The sequence below is a fragment of the Massilia sp. R2A-15 genome (genome assembly GCF_030704305.1).
Taxonomy (GTDB): domain Bacteria; phylum Pseudomonadota; class Gammaproteobacteria; order Burkholderiales; family Burkholderiaceae_D; genus JAFCUW01.
This window is the reverse complement of sequence record NZ_CP131935.1, coordinates 3,013,814-3,029,788: the sequence shown is the minus strand read 5'-3', so window position 1 is coordinate 3,029,788 and position 15,975 is coordinate 3,013,814. Positions and strand designations below refer to the sequence as shown.

Below are 15,975 nucleotides of genomic sequence, written 5' to 3'. Positions count from 1 at the left end.
GGATGCCGAACCGCATTGTAAAGGCGCTTCGCTCACGATAAATTCTAGCGTTGTTATGTGTAGTAATTTGTCGATAAGGCAGAGAGGGAACGTGTTGTATATGAGCAGATCCTCGGAACGCCGCCTACAGTCGAAGATGCACCGGTCGAATTGGGGGGCAAAGAACGTTTGCCCTAATTGGAGTGCGAATTTTTCAAGTCTGGAAGAGAATTTTTTTATCAAAGGACTAAGTGAGGCGGGCGTTCAGTTTCGTCAGGGAACCACGGACAGACACTGTATTTGCCAGATGGACACGGACGAAATTGCCACGTAGAATTTGATAAAGTTTCAGCAGTCATTGTAGGATAGGACGCGTTAATTCGTCGTTAGAAGGGTGAAGGACATCATTTAATGGGAATGGGTCCCGAACTTCTAAGAGATGACGGAGCCCGACGTAAAAATTTGATTGTTGCACGTAAAGTGATTGCTTCGAAACGGCTTAGCAGCCGAGGCTTGTAATTTAATTCTGATAAAGGGGTGTGTATGGATACCAAAGAATTCGACGATTATTTTAAAAAAGCTTATGCGGAGAAAGCTCCAAAATTTGACGAACACATTAACATTGCTCTGGTAGGAAAAGTTAGTTCGGGAAAAAGCTCCGTTATCAATGCTGTTCTGGGACGTGATCGGTCCGAGCCATTAGCCCAGGTTGGTGCACAGTCGGGGGTTACCACTAAAATTACCCCGTACAGGCTGGACAAAGATGTTTTAATTATTGATTGTCCCGGACTGGATGATGTTCGAGCTGAGAACAGTGAGGAAACAAAAAAATTTCTCGAATCAATTGACCTTGGGCTTTTTGTTGTGACGGGATCCGCCGACGCATCGCAGAAAATGAATTTCGATGATCTGAAGAAAAGCGTTCATAAGGTGATCGTGATATTGAATAAAATTGACGAGTGGGACGATCTCGAGGAGTCGGAATATAGGGCCGTGTTGAAACAATGGAAAATTGTCTTGGGCGTTAAGGAAATTTTTGGTACGTGTGCAAAAGGGTATGATCCGAAAATGCGGAAAGAGGCGCCGATGGACATCAGAGGTATTGATGAGGTGCGATCGGGAATATTCGATTTTTTGGAAATAGAGGGAAAAGAACTTCTCTTGGCAAGACATCTAAAAAACAAGGAGAAGTTCGCGCTGGGAATAATAGCAAGCGCACTGTTGGCCGTGAGCGCAGAGGCGTTCATCCCAGGTAGCGCAGCGTATATTACAGCCACGCAAGTAGTGGCGATTACCTCCCTTAATTATCTGTATACGGGGGAGGTTCTGAACAAATCGTCCGCCCTGGCCCTTTTGCCGACGTTTGCCGGGCAGAGTGTCGGAATGACGGCGTTTCTCTGGGCGAAGTCATTTCTTCCACCCACGGGCGTAATTGATGTCGCCGCCGCCGGGATTGCTGCAGTAGTCACCTTTGCCATGCTGGCTGCAGTGAAGTGGATGCTCGAAAATGGCCATGGTTTCGACGAAAAAGAGTTGCTAAAGCAAATGTTTGGAGAATACAAATCGGTGGGTGGTAGACTAAAGAAAGGATCGTTTAGCGATCTCACGAGCAAGGGGGCGATATTAACCCTCTTGAAACAAATATTGGCGAGGTAACGGGTATCATCACACGGATGCATCGTGTAGTCCGGTGCAAGGCTTGTTATGTCGTATGCTCATCAGGTGAACGCAGGCTGATCGGAGATGCCCATTGACGGCAATGGGCAGTTTTGCCAGGTCGTTCCATTCAGTCCCCTTCGTGAGTGAACTCACTTAAAAAAGAATCCGTCGCCACCGGTGACGTCACCGCTTACAGGAGCCACTTGAAAACCGCCCTTATTGTCATACTGTTCGCCAGTCTTGTTGGGAATGCTTATCAGTATCAGCACGCAAGAACTGTGGGGAGTCAAGCTATCCTTCAGGTCACCGCAGCTAATGAACCCGTTGTGATGCGCACCAAGGGAGGACTTCTGGAGGTGAGTTCCATCAAGGTGCAAGAACGATTCGACGCTTCCGAGATTCATTCGTTTTTTGGGGCTAACCTTGGAAAAACCGCTACTCGGATACGAGTTCCAGTCGTTTATCGCTACCATATCGAATTAGCTCCGGAGTGGACAATTCATTTAGCTGACAAGAAATTCGTGGTCATTGCCCCTGCTGTCAAACCATCTTTGCCGGTTGCAGTAGACACGACCGGCATTGAAAAAGAATCTTTCGGTGTTTGGTCAGTCCTAACGGGAACGACGTTGCTTGATAAGCTTGAGCGTTCTATTTCTCCCGCGCTCGCGTCTAGAGCCGTGTCGATTAATTACGTCCAACTACAGCGAGCAGCGTCGCGGCAGACGGTCAAGGAGTTTGTAGCGAAGTGGTTAGTTACGCAAGATCGATGGAAAACAGCTTCTGAATATCCGATTCAGGTGTATTTTTCGGACGAGCCGATTCAGGTGCTTGGAAATGCAGCACCGGATGCGGCCGCGTCGCCTCGCAACCGGCGATTATAATAGCTGGGGTTTCAAATTCGCATCGTCGCGAACTGTGCGCACCAGATGCGATCGGGTTGGCAAATCGCAGTGGTGGGGGCCTCTATGGTAATGCCAAAAGCCGCCCCGTTTCCTTCCATTTGTACTGCCAGTTCACCGGCGCTTGGTCTGAGCGCTGGGGCGATGCGGAGCGCTTTTGGAAAAGCAATTCGCTTGCTCTGCGGCCGCATTCGCCGGACCGCACTAGGCGAGTTTGTGCATGCGGCGTGGCATCGTGTTCGCCTACGGGTGGATCCGAAAGCGCGGCGGCTTGATGAGCGCGGGTCATTTATCCGCGCAGATTTTGGCACTCTGTGCCTCGCCCACGTTTTGTGCCCGGTGCCGGCGAGCCGTCGGGGCCCGTCCTCCAGCGGGGGGCCGCGCTCCGGAGTGCCACTACTAGGTTATGTGCAATTCACCCGCTTCCCGTCCCCGCCTTCAAGGTAACCACGACGCGCTCAACCCTTGTCAACCGTGTCCCTTTTCGAAGAGCGCCTTGGCGATCGAGCCGCCCGCGCGGCGACAGCGGCCCCGGCGTGCTCCGCTGCTGCCTTCCAGTAAGGGCGCGCGCGTCGGGACCCTCGCGATCTGATGGTTGAGCGCTGGATTCTTCGCCCTGATGGGAGCGCTCCTTCGGACATAGTGTTGTTTTGCTCGACGAAACAAGGAGATTCTCCGGATTCTATCGGCATGTTCGAAATCTCATTGGGACGTATACCCCGCACGGCGCGTAGTAGCACTGAACGTCAAAACGAGCCGCCAAACAGTTTCGGGTTGAAGTAGTTCACAGCCACGACAATTGCAGCCAAGGTGACGGTTAAAATAATGCCCAGTCTAAGGAGCAGTGTCATTGTTTTCCTCGCGTTGCATGTGAATCTTGGTGACCCTGGATAGCGCCGTCTTTGCGTCCCGCATGAGTGGACGCATCATCAGCCAGCCGGCCAATGTCGCGGCCAGCCCGAGGGCGGCGATTGTCAGCGTTGCACTGGCTGTCAGCCTTCCGGCAGTGCCGGCCAGGTAGCCGAGACCGGCGGCGCCGAACAGTCTCAGGTAGAGCGCGGCCGGCAGGCGTCGTAGATCCGTTGGCGGTCTCATTGAGTTGACTTCTGAAGCGCGGCGTCGAGCTTTTGCCGGGTGGCTGGGTCGAGGTAGGGCAGCGCCTTCGACACGGCGCGGCCGATGCGCGCCTGCTCGACGGTGGCGGCGTTGAATGCCAGCATGGCGCCGAGCACCAGCGCGGACGAGGTTGCGCTGCACGCGAACAGGGCCTTCCATGGGAATCGCGGCGTGGAGGCGGGCGAGGGGCGGGCGGTTTGGCGCGCAGGCGTTGCCGGTTGCGCGTGGGCCTGTTGCTGTTGCAGCAGTAGCGAGGCGTTGTCGGCGGCCTCCTCCAACACCGCTTCCAGACGGCTCATCAGGGTGCCGAGTGCATGCAGGTCGCCCTCGAACAAGGCGTGTCCGTCGGTCATGAGTCTGGCGATGGTGTCCACCTTGTCCAGCAGCGGACCCATTTCGCCGAGGATCGTCCGTACCGTTGCTTCCTTCACCGTCTGCGATGCGTCAGTCATGCGCGCCTCGCAGTGCCGGCGTACGGCGCCAGCAGGTCGCTGTAAGCCTGCTGCAGGTTGGCGTAGGCGGTGCTGCCCAGGTCGTGGGCGATCTGGCCGTCCATGGCCAGCTCGAGCGCGTCCATGTCGCCGGCCGCCCTGGCTTCGTGGCGCCTGGCGCGCCAGTCGGTCGGGTCGGTGGCCAGTTCGGCCATGGTCATCCGGGTTGCCTTGATGAGCTCGTACACGTCGTTCGCGGTCACCACCGGCGCCGGCATCCAGTGCGCCTTGTCTTTGCCGTCCTCGAGGGCGAAGCCCATGATGTGGGCGTACATCCGGTCGATGGTGTCGCTGCCCTGGTGCTGGTTGAACACCACGCGGATCTTTCTGCCGGCGATCCCTAGACGGTGCAGCCATTCGATAGTGGCGATCGTGTCCTTCTGCTGTTTGTCGGCTGGTACCGTCGGCACCACGATGAGGTCGAATTCGCCGGCGGCGGAGCGGTATTTGATCAGCTCCTCCATGAAGACGGTGACGTTCGACGCGCCAACGTCGACAATCAGGTCGTCGCTCATCATCAGCTCGCGGTAGATGTCGCGGAACCGCGCGGCGCTGAACTCCTCGATCGTCAGGCTGTCGATCTGCGTGGCGTCGGTGTTGTTGACCGATTCGACCGATAGGATTTTGGCGTTGGGCCGGAAGGCGCCTAGAAGGTGCGCCGCGAGCGTGGTCTTGCCGACGTTGCCCGACAGGTTCAGGACGCAAATCTTCATCGCGTGGTAGTGCTTCATGTTGGATTCCCGGGTTTTCGCTGCCGCATCACTTTTGCATAGTCCTTGGCCGCGAGGTCGCGCCTAGCCTCGTCCAGCACCGCGCGGGTGGAACCGCCTTCCGAACGCGATGTGGCCGCGGGCGGAGCGGCAGTTGCCGTGGCGGTCGGTGGCGCGGGCTGGGCAGGCTGGATGCGGGCCAGGTAGGTGACGAACATCTTGTAACTCATCTCCAGGCCGGCCGCGTGCAGGCTGGACCAGATTTCCTTCTTGCTCAGGCCGCGCACGCGGGCGTCGGTTATTTTGGGCAGCAGGTTGCGCACCAGCGCGATTTTTCTCGTCGGCAGGGTGTTGTCAATGGCAGTTTCGAGACCGGACAGGTCAACGGGTTTCATCGGCGGCGGTAATTGCTGAGTTGAGCCGATGATTGCAGAGCGGACGGATGAAGTAAATCGCCGCACGCCGCAGACTATATCTGGATCAAGCCAGTCGTGGATGCGTCGAAAAATGCCTAGTGGCGAAATGTGGCACCTGTGCTGTTCTATCCGCCGATGTCCAGCGATTTGTTTGCGGCTTGTGGCCCTTCGGCAGGTTGCCAGTAGTACAGCCGACGCCGGGGGCCACGCTGATTCCTCCTGGCCTTGTGAGGGGCGTGAAGAAACCGGGAAAGCGCAAAGCAGACTAGCGGTGTGCAGTGAAAGCGTCTACGCGGTTTACAAACTGCTGCGCAGCGCGCAAAATAAAAAAATTGCAACTCCACCAACAAATTCTATAGCGCACATTTGCTTCAGGTACCGCGCACGTAGACTGCTATGGGTGAACTATGTGGCGCTATTATTTTTTGGCCTTTTTAGGCTTGATAATCGCATGCACTATCGCACAAGCGTCCGATCGGCCATACGCCGCGACCCTCAATGCTCATACCGCGAAATATCGGTACAACGGATATTTTGGTTCCCTGGTTCGAATGCGAGTATTGCCAGATGGGAATTTATTGGCGATCGATGGCTCAGGAATGCTCATTAAGGGCGGTGGGGATCCAACAACGTGGGAGCGGAGCTGGGGTAGCGGAATTGACGGCAACGATTTCGCGGTGAGTAAGGATGGAAAGCATCTCTGGTTGGCCGGCAACGAGGGGAAATTGATTTACAGCCATGATGGCGGTGAGCACTGGGAAACAAAAGAAACCGGCACCTCCGAAAACCTGTTGACTATCGAAGTGTCCTCTGATGGCGGCACGCTCTGGATCGCAGGCAATAAAGGTGTGCTTCGCCGTTCGAACGACGGCGGAAATCATTGGGAGACGATCAATTCAGGTTCCACGCAAGAAAGGATTAACGCGATCTTCCTAACACCGAATGGCCGACACATCGTCGTCAGTGGAAGCAACGGTTTCATAGCAATAGGGGAAACGAGCGCTCGCGTATTGAGCAAGCAAAACCACTGCACTTATCAAAACCTGAAGCGTATCGCTGCAACGCCTGATGCCACTAAAATCGTTATCGTGGGTACAGACGGGACAATCTGCACCTCGATCGACCTGGGCGAGCATTGGAGCCCCGCCGTTCTTTCGAGTTATGAAACTCAGTCTCTATGGGACGTCGCTTACTATCCCAAATCCGATAGCTTCATTGCTGTTGGCGAGAAGGGAGCCATCTTCTTGTTGCAAGGCGCCATTTGGAAATACCAATCCCCAGAATGGCTTAGCGATACCCTTAACAACGTTGTCGTGGCCGGAAAAGACCAAAAATTGGTCGCCGCGGGTGGCGGTGGCGTTATTATCAGCTCGCGCGACTCTGGGAAGACTTGGACCAATATCGATGACAAGGCGGTTCCCCACGAGTCCTTTGTCGAGGTGTCCGGTTCGGACGATGGCACAGTTATCGTCGCAGCAGGCTCGGACAACCAAGTGTCTATGAGCCAAGACGGTGGTAAACATTTCACAACCACGACAGTAGGCGTATCGCCTTTAAAATCGGTCACGATGTCCGGGAACGGACAGACCGCCTACCTAGGCAGTTCCGCAGGTGTCGTTTTCCGTTGGACCGCAGCTACCTCCAATTGGGAGCGCATAGCTTCGACAGTCTCGAGCAGCATTACCGCGATGCACACTAATCGCGACGGCAAGCTGTTACTAGTAACCACGGAGGAGGGGACCATTTGGCGGATGGGAGTAGATGCCCCAACCTTGCATCTAGTCCATCCGGCCGAATCTGGCATGGGGCTTTACGCGCTCGCTGCCGACCCCGCCGGGGAACGATTTCTAGCGGTGGGTGCGCAGGGGCGAGCCCTAATCAGCCTAGATAGCGGTTCAACCTGGATGCCTAATAATATTGATACCCCTAACAATTTGTTAAGTGTCGCTTGGGACAGCGATGGTGTCCTCTGGACCGGAACCAGCAATGGAGCGATTTACACTGCCAGCAAAATAGGTGCTCCTTGGAATTACGCTGGCGCTGTTTCTGGCAGCGCCGATAGTATGGCTGTGATGGATGGAATTCTTTGGATAGGCGCGGACAGAAAAATACTTGCAAGCTACGATCGTTTTCTATCCCGCGCCCAGATAAAGGAGTTTAAGGGAACCGCCCAAACTATGTTCGCAGCCACGACTACTCACTCATTGTGGGTGGCCACTGTCGACCATGAATTAGGAATGTTCAGTCCAGACGGCAGCAAATATCCCAATCTTGTTAATTTTAGCGTGCCACAAGTGCTTTCGCCACGAATGACAAACTCCTTAGTTCTCACATTTAAAAATAGCAGACTTTGCTCTACAAATGACATTAAATTCAAAGGTTGGATTGGCCCCGAAAGTTCAGCCGTTGAAGAAATCAACCTGAATAAAACGTTGGTTTCAAATGACACAGTCAGGCTGTCATTTGTTCCCCCAGGGGATTTGCCGGGTTTAAACATAACAATTCGCATCGCCGCGGTGTGTGGGACCGATTTCATTTATATGTATAGCTTCTACGGTCGCGCGCTTATTTCCTGGATTGATCGAATCCCCGGCGGGTATGGAACCGTAGTCGGATTTCTGACGGCGATCTTGTTGCCAGCGCTTTCGCTCGTACTTTATGCGTTACGACCTGCGGCGCTACTTCAACTCCAAGCAATCATCTCAACGGAGTCGGTTCCCACCATTTTCAGGCCGGTTGCATCGTTCGTGGGCCATTATCTGTTGACTGGGTTTCTATGCAAGCGTCCTCGAGTATTAGCGGCGTGGGTTGCGTTGCGAGAAACCGGATTTCGCGAGGTATGGAATCGACATCCGTTGACAATAGATCACCAAGCATACATTCCCCTTCCGTTGGAGGTGCTTGATGGTAGCGGTAGTACCGATTGTGTTGACTATCCCGCTGGTGCGCTTCTGGCTCCCCATTTTACAATAGCACCGATAGTAGTTCAGATCGTCGGGGTAGCGGGCATCGGCAAAACTACCTTTGCCTGGGCGTTGGGACAGTGGATGCTGGACACGACCCTGCTTCGCCGAACCGCCTTTCCTATTCCCTTGAGCGCGAACGGCACAGCGCCCCCGGCGCAAGCCTTTGAGCTTGCGTTGCAACAATTCTTCGGAAAACTAGCGCCACGCGGCGAGTTGCAAGGGAATTTATTGGATCGCGGGTATTTGGTTCCCATTGTTGACCGTCTCTCGGAACGAGACTCGGGGTACCAGCAACAGGTGGAGGAGTGGGGGAGCGGAATTGGAGTGTTGGTAACGACTACTCGGAGGCCGAGTCGGCTCCCAGGCAATAGTCTTCAAATTCGTCCCATGCCAATCACATCAGTTTCAGTTTTGTCTCGCTACATTGAAAACGAAATGAGTCGGAGGCAGGGCGGGGGGCTCGCGAAGTCAATGCTTGGGACCGCAGACATTGTTAGCGTATTGGTTCACTCAATTGTAGGAAGTCCAACTCCCACCATGGAAACTAACATCGCTGGAAGCATCACGCCGCTTCTTGCGAGCACTTTCACGGCTCTTGCGGTTGAACTTCTAGAGGCAGGAGCCTCGTTGGACTCATTGCCCCGTTCAACCGCGCAGGTGTACTTGACTTATCTGCGTCGTATGATACGGCCCGCATTTCCCGAACTTTCTAGTCAGAAGATCTTATGTGCCTGCAGCGAATTGGCACAACATTGTTTGCGCGATAGTAGCGGGCCTCGTCCAGTTGCGCTGGAGCTCGCAGTGACGGTCATTGATCGTTTACTCGGCGACGGGAGTGGGGAGCCGTTAATAGAACATTTAGTTGTAACTGGTATCATAAGAATGCAGGAAAGAATCGGCACTCAGTCAATTATTTTCGTCATTGATTCCTATGCAGAGGTACTTGCTGCCTATTTCATCGTTTCGAATGGGACAGAAGGTGCAATTCTCGAGGCAGCTTTGCGGCTTCGCGTCGACAACGACGCCGTCGGGACACTTAGTCTTTCGCAAACTTTGGGATATGTTGAGGAGTTCCGCCGAGCTAGCATCGTGTGAGCGGACGCCTAGCTACTTGGAGCAACTATAGCCAACGTAAATTGAGCAAGCAACTGAAAGAAAGGCTTGTTCACGGCTTGAATCAGTCTGCTTCCCGGTTTGGCAGCAATCCTATACGAGACTCGACAGCTTTCCGAGGCTGTCGGTTGCTGCATTTTGTCTCCGCTCACCGCCGGTAATTTAGGGATTGAGCACCCCGAGCGCGGTCTTAGCGACAAGGATGGTGACATTCGGTGCACCGACGTCGACCATCAACTCGACGCTCATCAGCTTCGCGCTCAACTTTGCGGAACCGAATGGCGTTGAAATTCCTCGTTCGTCAGTCGCTGTGTTTTTCGCTACCGAACCATTTTTGCACAATTCGCTCTGTCCCGACTGCTGATTGTATGGCCGTCGAGTAAATCTTCGCCCGCGGCGGGCTGTGGATCATGCCATCGTCGACGAATCGAAGACAGGTAGGGGGATTTGTGGTTACCTGTGTTTTTTATGCGCCGCTTTGTCTTCTTGCGTATGCCACCTGTAGTTTTTTATTGTTTGGCGCAAAGGAATTCAGCGATTGATGCTGGAATCGTCGGATTAGTTAACGACGCGCACAGAAAAAGCCAACAGCATTGCCCATACGCTTTTTGATGCAGAACGGCAATGCCACTGCGCCGCACAGCTTTGCGCAAAACAAGCCGCCGCCCTGATTTGCTATCCGGTTTGCAATGTCTGCCCTCCCGTTTGCCCGCTAGTGCGGCTTGGTTTGATGCCCGGTCCGAACTGTTTGGCGTCCCAGTTTGATATACACCATACGCACATTACATGTTCAATCGAAGCGCCTATGGCTGAGCCTATAGTTGCGGTAATACCTGGCGCCTCCAGTAATACCCGGCCGTGCAAACGATTGAATACGTTGATATTTTATTTTCGAAAGTAAAACATGCCTTCATTGACAATGAAACTCAGTGCGGAAGAAGAGGAAATTATTCTACGCCGCATGAAGCTAAACGGAGAGACAAACAAGAGTGCCCATATCAAGCGAATTTATTTTGGAAATGGCGGTGGCGGCGATTTTACAGCGACCGATCTGGTGCGCAAGATCGACAGCCTGGCGGACAACGCGCATGCGGTTACCAGGCTGATCGGGCAGCTGGTTGATGTCCACGAGGCGCCGGTTGCGCTGAGCATGTCTGCAGCGATCTTGCTGTTGCTGTATCCGTCGGTGCCGCCTACGGCTCGCGCACAAGTGGATAAATACATCGACATGCGCACCATCGAGCATCTGCTGAAACGGGGCGGCCAATGAGCGCCGGGGAAGGACGCTACGACGACCGTGCCAAAGGCTACCTGTTTCTGCTGATGGTGGCAATGGTCGTCGTCGGGTGGGTGTGGGGCGTGAAACTGATTTACACGATCCCGCCGAGCAGGGTAGCGGCGGCGTACTGGTATGCGATGCTCGCCACGCCCGGTGAGCCGCGTCTGTGGATATTGCCCGGGATCGGATTCGCATCCGGCTTCGCGATCTTCGTCACGGTCAACCAGTACCTGCGAACCGGCTTCGGCGGCGCGAACTACCTGTACAAGCTGCGCGGCCCGAAAATGGTCAGCGCGGCAGAACTCAAAGACAACACGCAGGAGAATGTTCCGCAGTTGTCGATTGCCGGCATTCCGATCCCGACCAGGACCGAACGGGAACACCTGTCGGTCACCGGTTCCACCGGGTCCGGCAAATCGCAGGCGATCGCCGAGTACATCGAGAGCGCGCTAGCGCGCGGCGACCGCATCATCTGCATCGACCCCAACGGCGGCTTCATGCAGCACTTCTACCGCGAAGGCGAGGTAATTCTCAATCCCTTCGACCAGCGCGGGGAGGCCTGGTCGATCTTCAACGAGATCGTTACCGCTTACGACGTGACGCAGTTCGCCGTCTCGATCATTCCGCGTTCGCCGTCCACCGAACAGGAGGGCTGGAATGCGATGGCGCGCACCATTACGAGCGAAGTCATGCTCAAGCTGGCAGCGAGCGGCGCGGGGACCACTGAGATGCTCGTGTACTGGCTGACGATTGCAAGTAACGAAGGGCTGCAGGCCATGCTTGCCGATACTTCGGCGGCCGGCATGTTCCATGGCGCCGACGAGACGCTCGGCTCCGTGCGCGCGGTGCTCACCCAGTACATCACGCCGCACAAGTTCTTGTCCGCGATGAACCCGGACGAAGCGCCGTTTTCGATCCGCGACTGGCTCGCCAACGGTAACGGAAACATGTGGGTGACGTGGCGCGAAGACATGCTGCAGTCGCTCAAGCCGCTGATCTCGTGCTGGGTCGACGTCATCTGCGCCGCGTCACTGTCGACCGACGCAGGCCAGTCACAAGTGCTGCACCTGATTGTCGACGAGCTGGATTCGTTGGAAAAGCTGAACTACATGGGGGCGGCGGCGACGAAGGGGCGCAAGCACGGCTTCCGGATACTCCCAGGGATCCAGTCTTATGCCCAGCTCGATCAGACCTACGGCAAGAACGACGCCACGACCCTGAAGAACAGTTTTCGCAACACGCTCAGTCTGGGCATCAGCGAAATGGATACGTACACCGCGGAGGAAATCTCGAAGGGGCTGGGCGAGCACGAGGTGGTGCGCATGAAAAAAAGCGTCAGCACCGGCGGAATCGGCAGCGGGAGCCGCGCCAGCACCTCGCGCGAGTCGGTGCGGGAACGGCTGGTGCTGCCGTCGGAAATCCATACCTTGCCGGACCTGCACGGCTACCTGAAATTTGCCGGAGACATCGCCCTGGCGCGGGTGCGGGTGCGCTACCAGACGCGCCCGGTCGTGGTCGAGCCATTGTTGCTGATTGCGGCGAAGTGGACGACACCGATCAGCGTGCAGCGCGCTGGAAAGCCTTTGTTTGGTGGCGGCGATGCTCTCGTTTAAATTCATTTCGTCGTCGAAGGGCGCGCAAAGTTACTACGAGAACGAGGACGACTATTACCTGGAGGACGACCACCAAGGACAGTGGGAAGGCAAGGGCACCGAACTGCTGGCGCTTGCTGGCGACGTTGACCGCGACACCTTCAAAAACCTGCTGGAAGGGATCTTGCCGGATGGCCGGCAGATCCGCACGCGCATCACCCACAAGCAGGGCGACGGCAAGGACTCGGCGCCGCGGCTGGGGATCGATTTTACCTTCAGCGCGCCGAAAAGCGTCAGTATCGCCGCGCTCGTCAACCACGACGCCGCGATCGTTCGGGCGCACGACGACTCGGTGCGGGCCGCCATTGCCATGCTCGAAACGAAAGTGCTGGCGCGCAAAAAAGTCAACGGCGTCAGCTACCGCCAGCGCAGCGGCAACTTGGTGGTGGCTGCATTCCGGCACGACCTGTCGCGCTCGCAGGATCCCCAGCTGCACACCCATGCCATCGCGATGAACATGACCCAGCGCGACGATGGCCGCTGGGTCGCGCTGACTAACGATGACATGCTCAAGAGCGTCCGCCTGGTCGGCGCCTATTACCGTTCCCAGTTGGCGCAAAACCTGCTCGCGCAGGGATATGCGATCCGCAGTACCCGTGATGGCTTCGAACTGGCGGACGTGCCGGACCAGGCCATCGATGTCTTCAGCCAGCGCGCGCGGCAGGTCGAGGCGGCGCTTGCCATCCGGGGCCTGGACCGCGCGCACGCCAGTGGCGCGCTCAAGCAAGCCATCACGACGGCGACGCGGCCAAAGAAAGTCAAAGTTGACCGCGCATCGCTGCGGGCCGAGTGGACCGCCGCACTGGCCGAAGCAAAAGTCGATCTGTCCCGCGCTTTGCCGCGCGAGCCTGGCGGCCGCCTCGGGATGATCGCCGTGGCCCAACTTGACGACAGCGCGCGCCGGGCGGTGGACTTCGCGATCGAGCATCTGGCGGAACGCCAGGGCATCTTTACGCACGGCGAGCTGCTCGAGCGCGCCGTCACGCGCAGCCTCGGTTCCTTCGCGGCCATCGAGGCGGAGCTGGCGGCAGCTGTGCGGGACGGGCGCCTGGTCGCCGAATTACCGCTATACCAGAGCGCGAGGTCGTTCTCGCGCGAGCAGGAGCACGCCACCAAGTTCCAGAGCGCGCAGTTCCACGCCGCGCACCACGGCGACAAGCTGACGCGCGCTTCATGGGTGGGCCTAACCATGATGCAATCCGGCTTGCCGCAGGCGCAGGCAGAAAAGCTGGTGGGCGAGTCGATCGGCAGCGGACGCCTCGTCGAGGCCGAGGGTCGGTTCACCACCCCGTCGATGCTGGCAACCGAGCGCGCCATCCTCGCTATCGAGGAGAAAGGAAGGAATGCCGTAGCGCCCGTCAAGACCGCGCATGAGGCGCGGGCGATGTTCGAGGGGGCCGGCCTGAACGAAGGGCAGCTCGCCGCGGCCTCCTTGATTCTCACCACGAGCAATCGGGTAGTGGGCATTCAGGGCTATGCGGGAACCGGCAAGAGTCACATGCTCAGTGCCGCGGTAGACATCATCAAGGCGGAAGCGGTCGGTGCGGCGCTGCGCGAAGGCTACACGGTGGTCGGCATTGCCCCTTACGCGTCGCAAAATAAGGCGCTGCTCGATCTCGGCATGCGGTCGCAGACACTGGCATCGTTCCTGCTGCGCAAGGAGGACCAGCGGGCATTGTCGCCGAAAGCGATCGTGTTCCTCGACGAGTCGAGCGTCGTGCCGGCGCACCAGATGCGGGAGCTCATGGAGCTGGTAGAAGGCACGGGCGCGCGGTTGGTGCTGATCGGCGACGTCCGCCAGACCCAGTCGGTGGAGTCGGGCAAACCGTTCGAACAGCTGCAGGGAGCGGGCATGTCGACGGCCCATCTGACGGAAATTGTCCGCCAGCAGACGCCGGAGCTCAAGGCGGCCGTCGTCAGCGCGGCCGGCGGCCGCATCGACGCCGCCGTGCAGAAGCTGAACTCGCACACCATCGAAATCGCCGCGGCGCCAGTCCGACACCAGCGGATCGCCAGCGACTATGCTGCCTTGCCACCAGCAGAACGCGAGCGCACTCTGCTGGTGGCCGGAACCAACGCCGCGCGCCAAAGCCTCAACGCGCTGGTCCGGGCCCAACTGCGCCTGCCGGACGAGCACCAGATTGCAACCTACGACAGTGTGGACATGACGCGCGCCGAGAAAAAAATGGCAGGCAGTTTTTCCCCCGGCCAGTTCATTATGCTCGAGGGTGCGGCCGGCCAAGGGCTTGCCCGGCGCGAGTATTACGAAGTCGAATACGTTGTCGATAAGGATAACCGGCTCACGGTGCGCGAACCGCAGGGTAGGGCCATCGTCGTCGACCCAGCAAAGCTGCGCAGCATGTCGGTGTTTACCCGGCAGACCCTGCCGCTGGCGCGCGGCGACTGGGTTCGCATCACGCGCAACAACACCCAGCTTGGCCTCGCTAACGGCGAGCGCTGGCAGGTCGGGGCCATCAATAAGAACGGCATCCAGCTCAGCAATGGCGCGGTGCTGTCCCGCGCTGCCCCCTTGCATCTGCAGCACGGCTACGCCAGCACGGTCAACAGCGCGCAAGGACTGACGACGCACCGGGTCCTGATCGACGCCGACACCAAGAGCCTGACGAGCAACCGCGCTGTGTTCTATGTGGCCATCTCCCGACCGCGCCATGAACTTACCATTTATACCGACAGCCGTGCGAGGATGACTGAAGTCATGGCGCGCGAGCCGAAAAAGTTTGCCGCGCTCGAATTGCGCGGTAATGATCTGGAACGCAAGATGATGGCCGCCGCCATGCGGCGCGCCAGCGCGTGGCAAAAGGCGCCTCCGAAGCAGTCCGCGCTTCGCACTTCGTACGCTGCGAAGAACCGCACGCGTTGATCGCTTATCGCCAAATTCCTTCCCTGGACAATTCCCGAAATTCATATTCTGCCTAGCCACATAGCATCGTTTTCTTGGGTAATGATTTCCGGTTTTTAATGGCAAATTCGCGAGTTTGATCGCGCGTAATCCACCGCTGAGTATGTGTTGATTGTCTTTTTTATACCCTCTAACATGTGTTTCGACTGCTGAGTAGCTCATCTATAAGAACCTTAAAGGGGTTTGTGTATCCATGGATATGAACGTTCACCCGCAAATAGAGCGGTGTGCGCCAGAAATAAGCGCCGGCCTCATGACGGCGTTGGTGCAGCGTGAATCGAACGGCAATCCTTTTGCGATTGGGCTGGACGGCAAAGAAGGATTTTTTCCGCAGCCGCGTAGCCTGCATGAAGCGGTGTCAGCTGCCGAGGCACTGACGAAACACGGGAAAACTTTTTCTGTGGGACTGGCGCAGATTCATTCATCGAATATCAAATCGCTTGGCATAACGTGGAGGCAGGCGTTCGATGGCTGTGAGAATTTGAGGGTCGGGCAGCAGATATTTTCAAGCTTCCATTCGAAGGCAATCAAAGCGGGATTTCGAAACGCGGATGCTGTGTTCGCCGCACTGCGCGGATATAACTCGGGAAATTTATACGCCCCGGTCAGCAATGTCTACGCGACTGCGATCATGGCGAACGCGACAAGCGATCTCCGGCGACGGTTATCGCCGAGCGGAGCGGTGCGATATATCGGGCACGTTACGTCCCCGACCGCGGAACCGGTGCAATCCGAATCGGCGGAATTGTTCGAAAAATAAATTAGCCAGGGAGAG

11 protein-coding genes are annotated in these 15,975 nt (G+C 56.8%); 7 read left to right on the top strand and 4 right to left on the bottom strand.

Features of this window, described 5'->3' with window-relative positions; genetic code table 11:
• Nucleotides 1-522 precede the first annotated feature (522 nt).
• Together Q4S45_RS13940 and Q4S45_RS13935 are read left to right on the top strand one after the other, a co-directional pair.
• A complete protein-coding gene (locus tag Q4S45_RS13940) occupies nucleotides 523-1,635 on the top strand; it encodes a GTPase (protein ID WP_305505140.1) in 1,113 nt (370 codons plus the stop codon).
• Nucleotides 1,636-1,841: 206 nt separating this feature from the next.
• Complete coding sequence (locus Q4S45_RS13935; protein WP_305505137.1) at nucleotides 1,842-2,519, top strand: hypothetical protein; 678 nt, start codon at nucleotides 1,842-1,844, stop codon at nucleotides 2,517-2,519.
• 852 nt (nucleotides 2,520-3,371) lie between these two features.
• Here Q4S45_RS13935 and Q4S45_RS13930 read toward each other — a convergent pair.
• The 4 genes from Q4S45_RS13930 to Q4S45_RS13915 are packed head-to-tail and all read right to left on the bottom strand — an operon-like array spanning nucleotide 3,372 to nucleotide 5,249.
• Nucleotides 3,372-3,632, bottom strand: a complete 261-nt coding sequence (locus Q4S45_RS13930) for a hypothetical protein (RefSeq protein WP_305505135.1) — start codon at nucleotides 3,630-3,632, stop codon at nucleotides 3,372-3,374.
• The gene (locus tag Q4S45_RS13925; protein WP_305505133.1) at nucleotides 3,629-4,105 is read right to left on the bottom strand and encodes a hypothetical protein; all 477 of its coding nucleotides are present in this window, start codon (nucleotides 4,103-4,105) and stop codon (nucleotides 3,629-3,631) included. Before Q4S45_RS13925 ends, Q4S45_RS13930 begins: the two co-directional genes overlap by 4 nt.
• On the bottom strand, nucleotides 4,102-4,875 hold the full coding sequence (gene stbB, locus Q4S45_RS13920) for a StbB family protein (protein WP_305505131.1): 774 nt from the start codon (nucleotides 4,873-4,875) through the stop codon (nucleotides 4,102-4,104). The genes Q4S45_RS13925 and stbB overlap by 4 nt, the downstream gene beginning before the upstream one ends.
• Nucleotides 4,872-5,249 carry a hypothetical protein gene (locus Q4S45_RS13915; RefSeq protein ID WP_305505129.1) on the bottom strand — a complete coding sequence of 126 codons (378 nt, stop codon included), beginning with the start codon at nucleotides 5,247-5,249 and terminating at the stop codon, nucleotides 4,872-4,874. The genes stbB and Q4S45_RS13915 overlap by 4 nt, the downstream gene beginning before the upstream one ends.
• 428 nt (nucleotides 5,250-5,677) lie before the next feature.
• On the opposite strand from Q4S45_RS13915, the gene Q4S45_RS13910 reads away from it, so the two are divergent.
• From Q4S45_RS13910 to Q4S45_RS13890, 5 genes are all read left to right on the top strand, one after another.
• Nucleotides 5,678-9,331 (top strand): YCF48-related protein, encoded by a 3,654-nt coding sequence (locus Q4S45_RS13910; protein WP_305505127.1) that lies wholly within the window; start codon nucleotides 5,678-5,680, stop codon nucleotides 9,329-9,331.
• A gap of 922 nt (nucleotides 9,332-10,253) precedes the next feature.
• Nucleotides 10,254-10,619: a hypothetical protein gene (locus Q4S45_RS13905; RefSeq protein WP_305505125.1), complete on the top strand. Its 366-nt coding sequence runs from the start codon at nucleotides 10,254-10,256 to the stop codon at nucleotides 10,617-10,619.
• On the top strand, nucleotides 10,616-12,241 hold the full coding sequence (locus Q4S45_RS13900) for a type IV secretion system DNA-binding domain-containing protein (RefSeq protein ID WP_305505124.1): 1,626 nt from the start codon (nucleotides 10,616-10,618) through the stop codon (nucleotides 12,239-12,241). Before Q4S45_RS13905 ends, Q4S45_RS13900 begins: the two co-directional genes overlap by 4 nt.
• Nucleotides 12,228-15,161 carry a MobF family relaxase gene (gene mobF / locus Q4S45_RS13895; protein ID WP_305505122.1) on the top strand — a complete coding sequence of 978 codons (2,934 nt, stop codon included), beginning with the start codon at nucleotides 12,228-12,230 and terminating at the stop codon, nucleotides 15,159-15,161. Before Q4S45_RS13900 ends, mobF begins: the two co-directional genes overlap by 14 nt.
• A gap of 232 nt (nucleotides 15,162-15,393) precedes the next feature.
• Complete coding sequence (locus Q4S45_RS13890) at nucleotides 15,394-15,960, top strand: lytic transglycosylase domain-containing protein (RefSeq protein WP_305505120.1); 567 nt, start codon at nucleotides 15,394-15,396, stop codon at nucleotides 15,958-15,960.
• Nucleotides 15,961-15,975: the final 15 nt, after the last annotated feature.

Bases quoted from the DNA above. Each gene is read 5' to 3' on its own strand.
- Q4S45_RS13940 (WP_305505140.1), top strand. From the start codon at position 523: ATGGATACCAAAGAATTCGACGATTATTTTAAAAAAGCTTATGCGGAG.
- Q4S45_RS13930 (WP_305505135.1), bottom strand. From the start codon at position 3,632: ATGAGACCGCCAACGGATCTACGACGCCTGCCGGCCGCGCTCTACCTG.
- Q4S45_RS13925 (WP_305505133.1), bottom strand. From the start codon at position 4,105: ATGACTGACGCATCGCAGACGGTGAAGGAAGCAACGGTACGGACGATC.
- stbB (WP_305505131.1), bottom strand. From the start codon at position 4,875: ATGAAGCACTACCACGCGATGAAGATTTGCGTCCTGAACCTGTCGGGC.
- Q4S45_RS13915 (WP_305505129.1), bottom strand. From the start codon at position 5,249: ATGAAACCCGTTGACCTGTCCGGTCTCGAAACTGCCATTGACAACACC.
- Q4S45_RS13910 (WP_305505127.1), top strand. From the start codon at position 5,678: ATGTGGCGCTATTATTTTTTGGCCTTTTTAGGCTTGATAATCGCATGC.
- Q4S45_RS13905 (WP_305505125.1), top strand. From the start codon at position 10,254: ATGCCTTCATTGACAATGAAACTCAGTGCGGAAGAAGAGGAAATTATT.
- Q4S45_RS13900 (WP_305505124.1), top strand. From the start codon at position 10,616: ATGAGCGCCGGGGAAGGACGCTACGACGACCGTGCCAAAGGCTACCTG.
- mobF (WP_305505122.1), top strand. From the start codon at position 12,228: ATGCTCTCGTTTAAATTCATTTCGTCGTCGAAGGGCGCGCAAAGTTAC.
- Q4S45_RS13890 (WP_305505120.1), top strand. From the start codon at position 15,394: ATGGATATGAACGTTCACCCGCAAATAGAGCGGTGTGCGCCAGAAATA.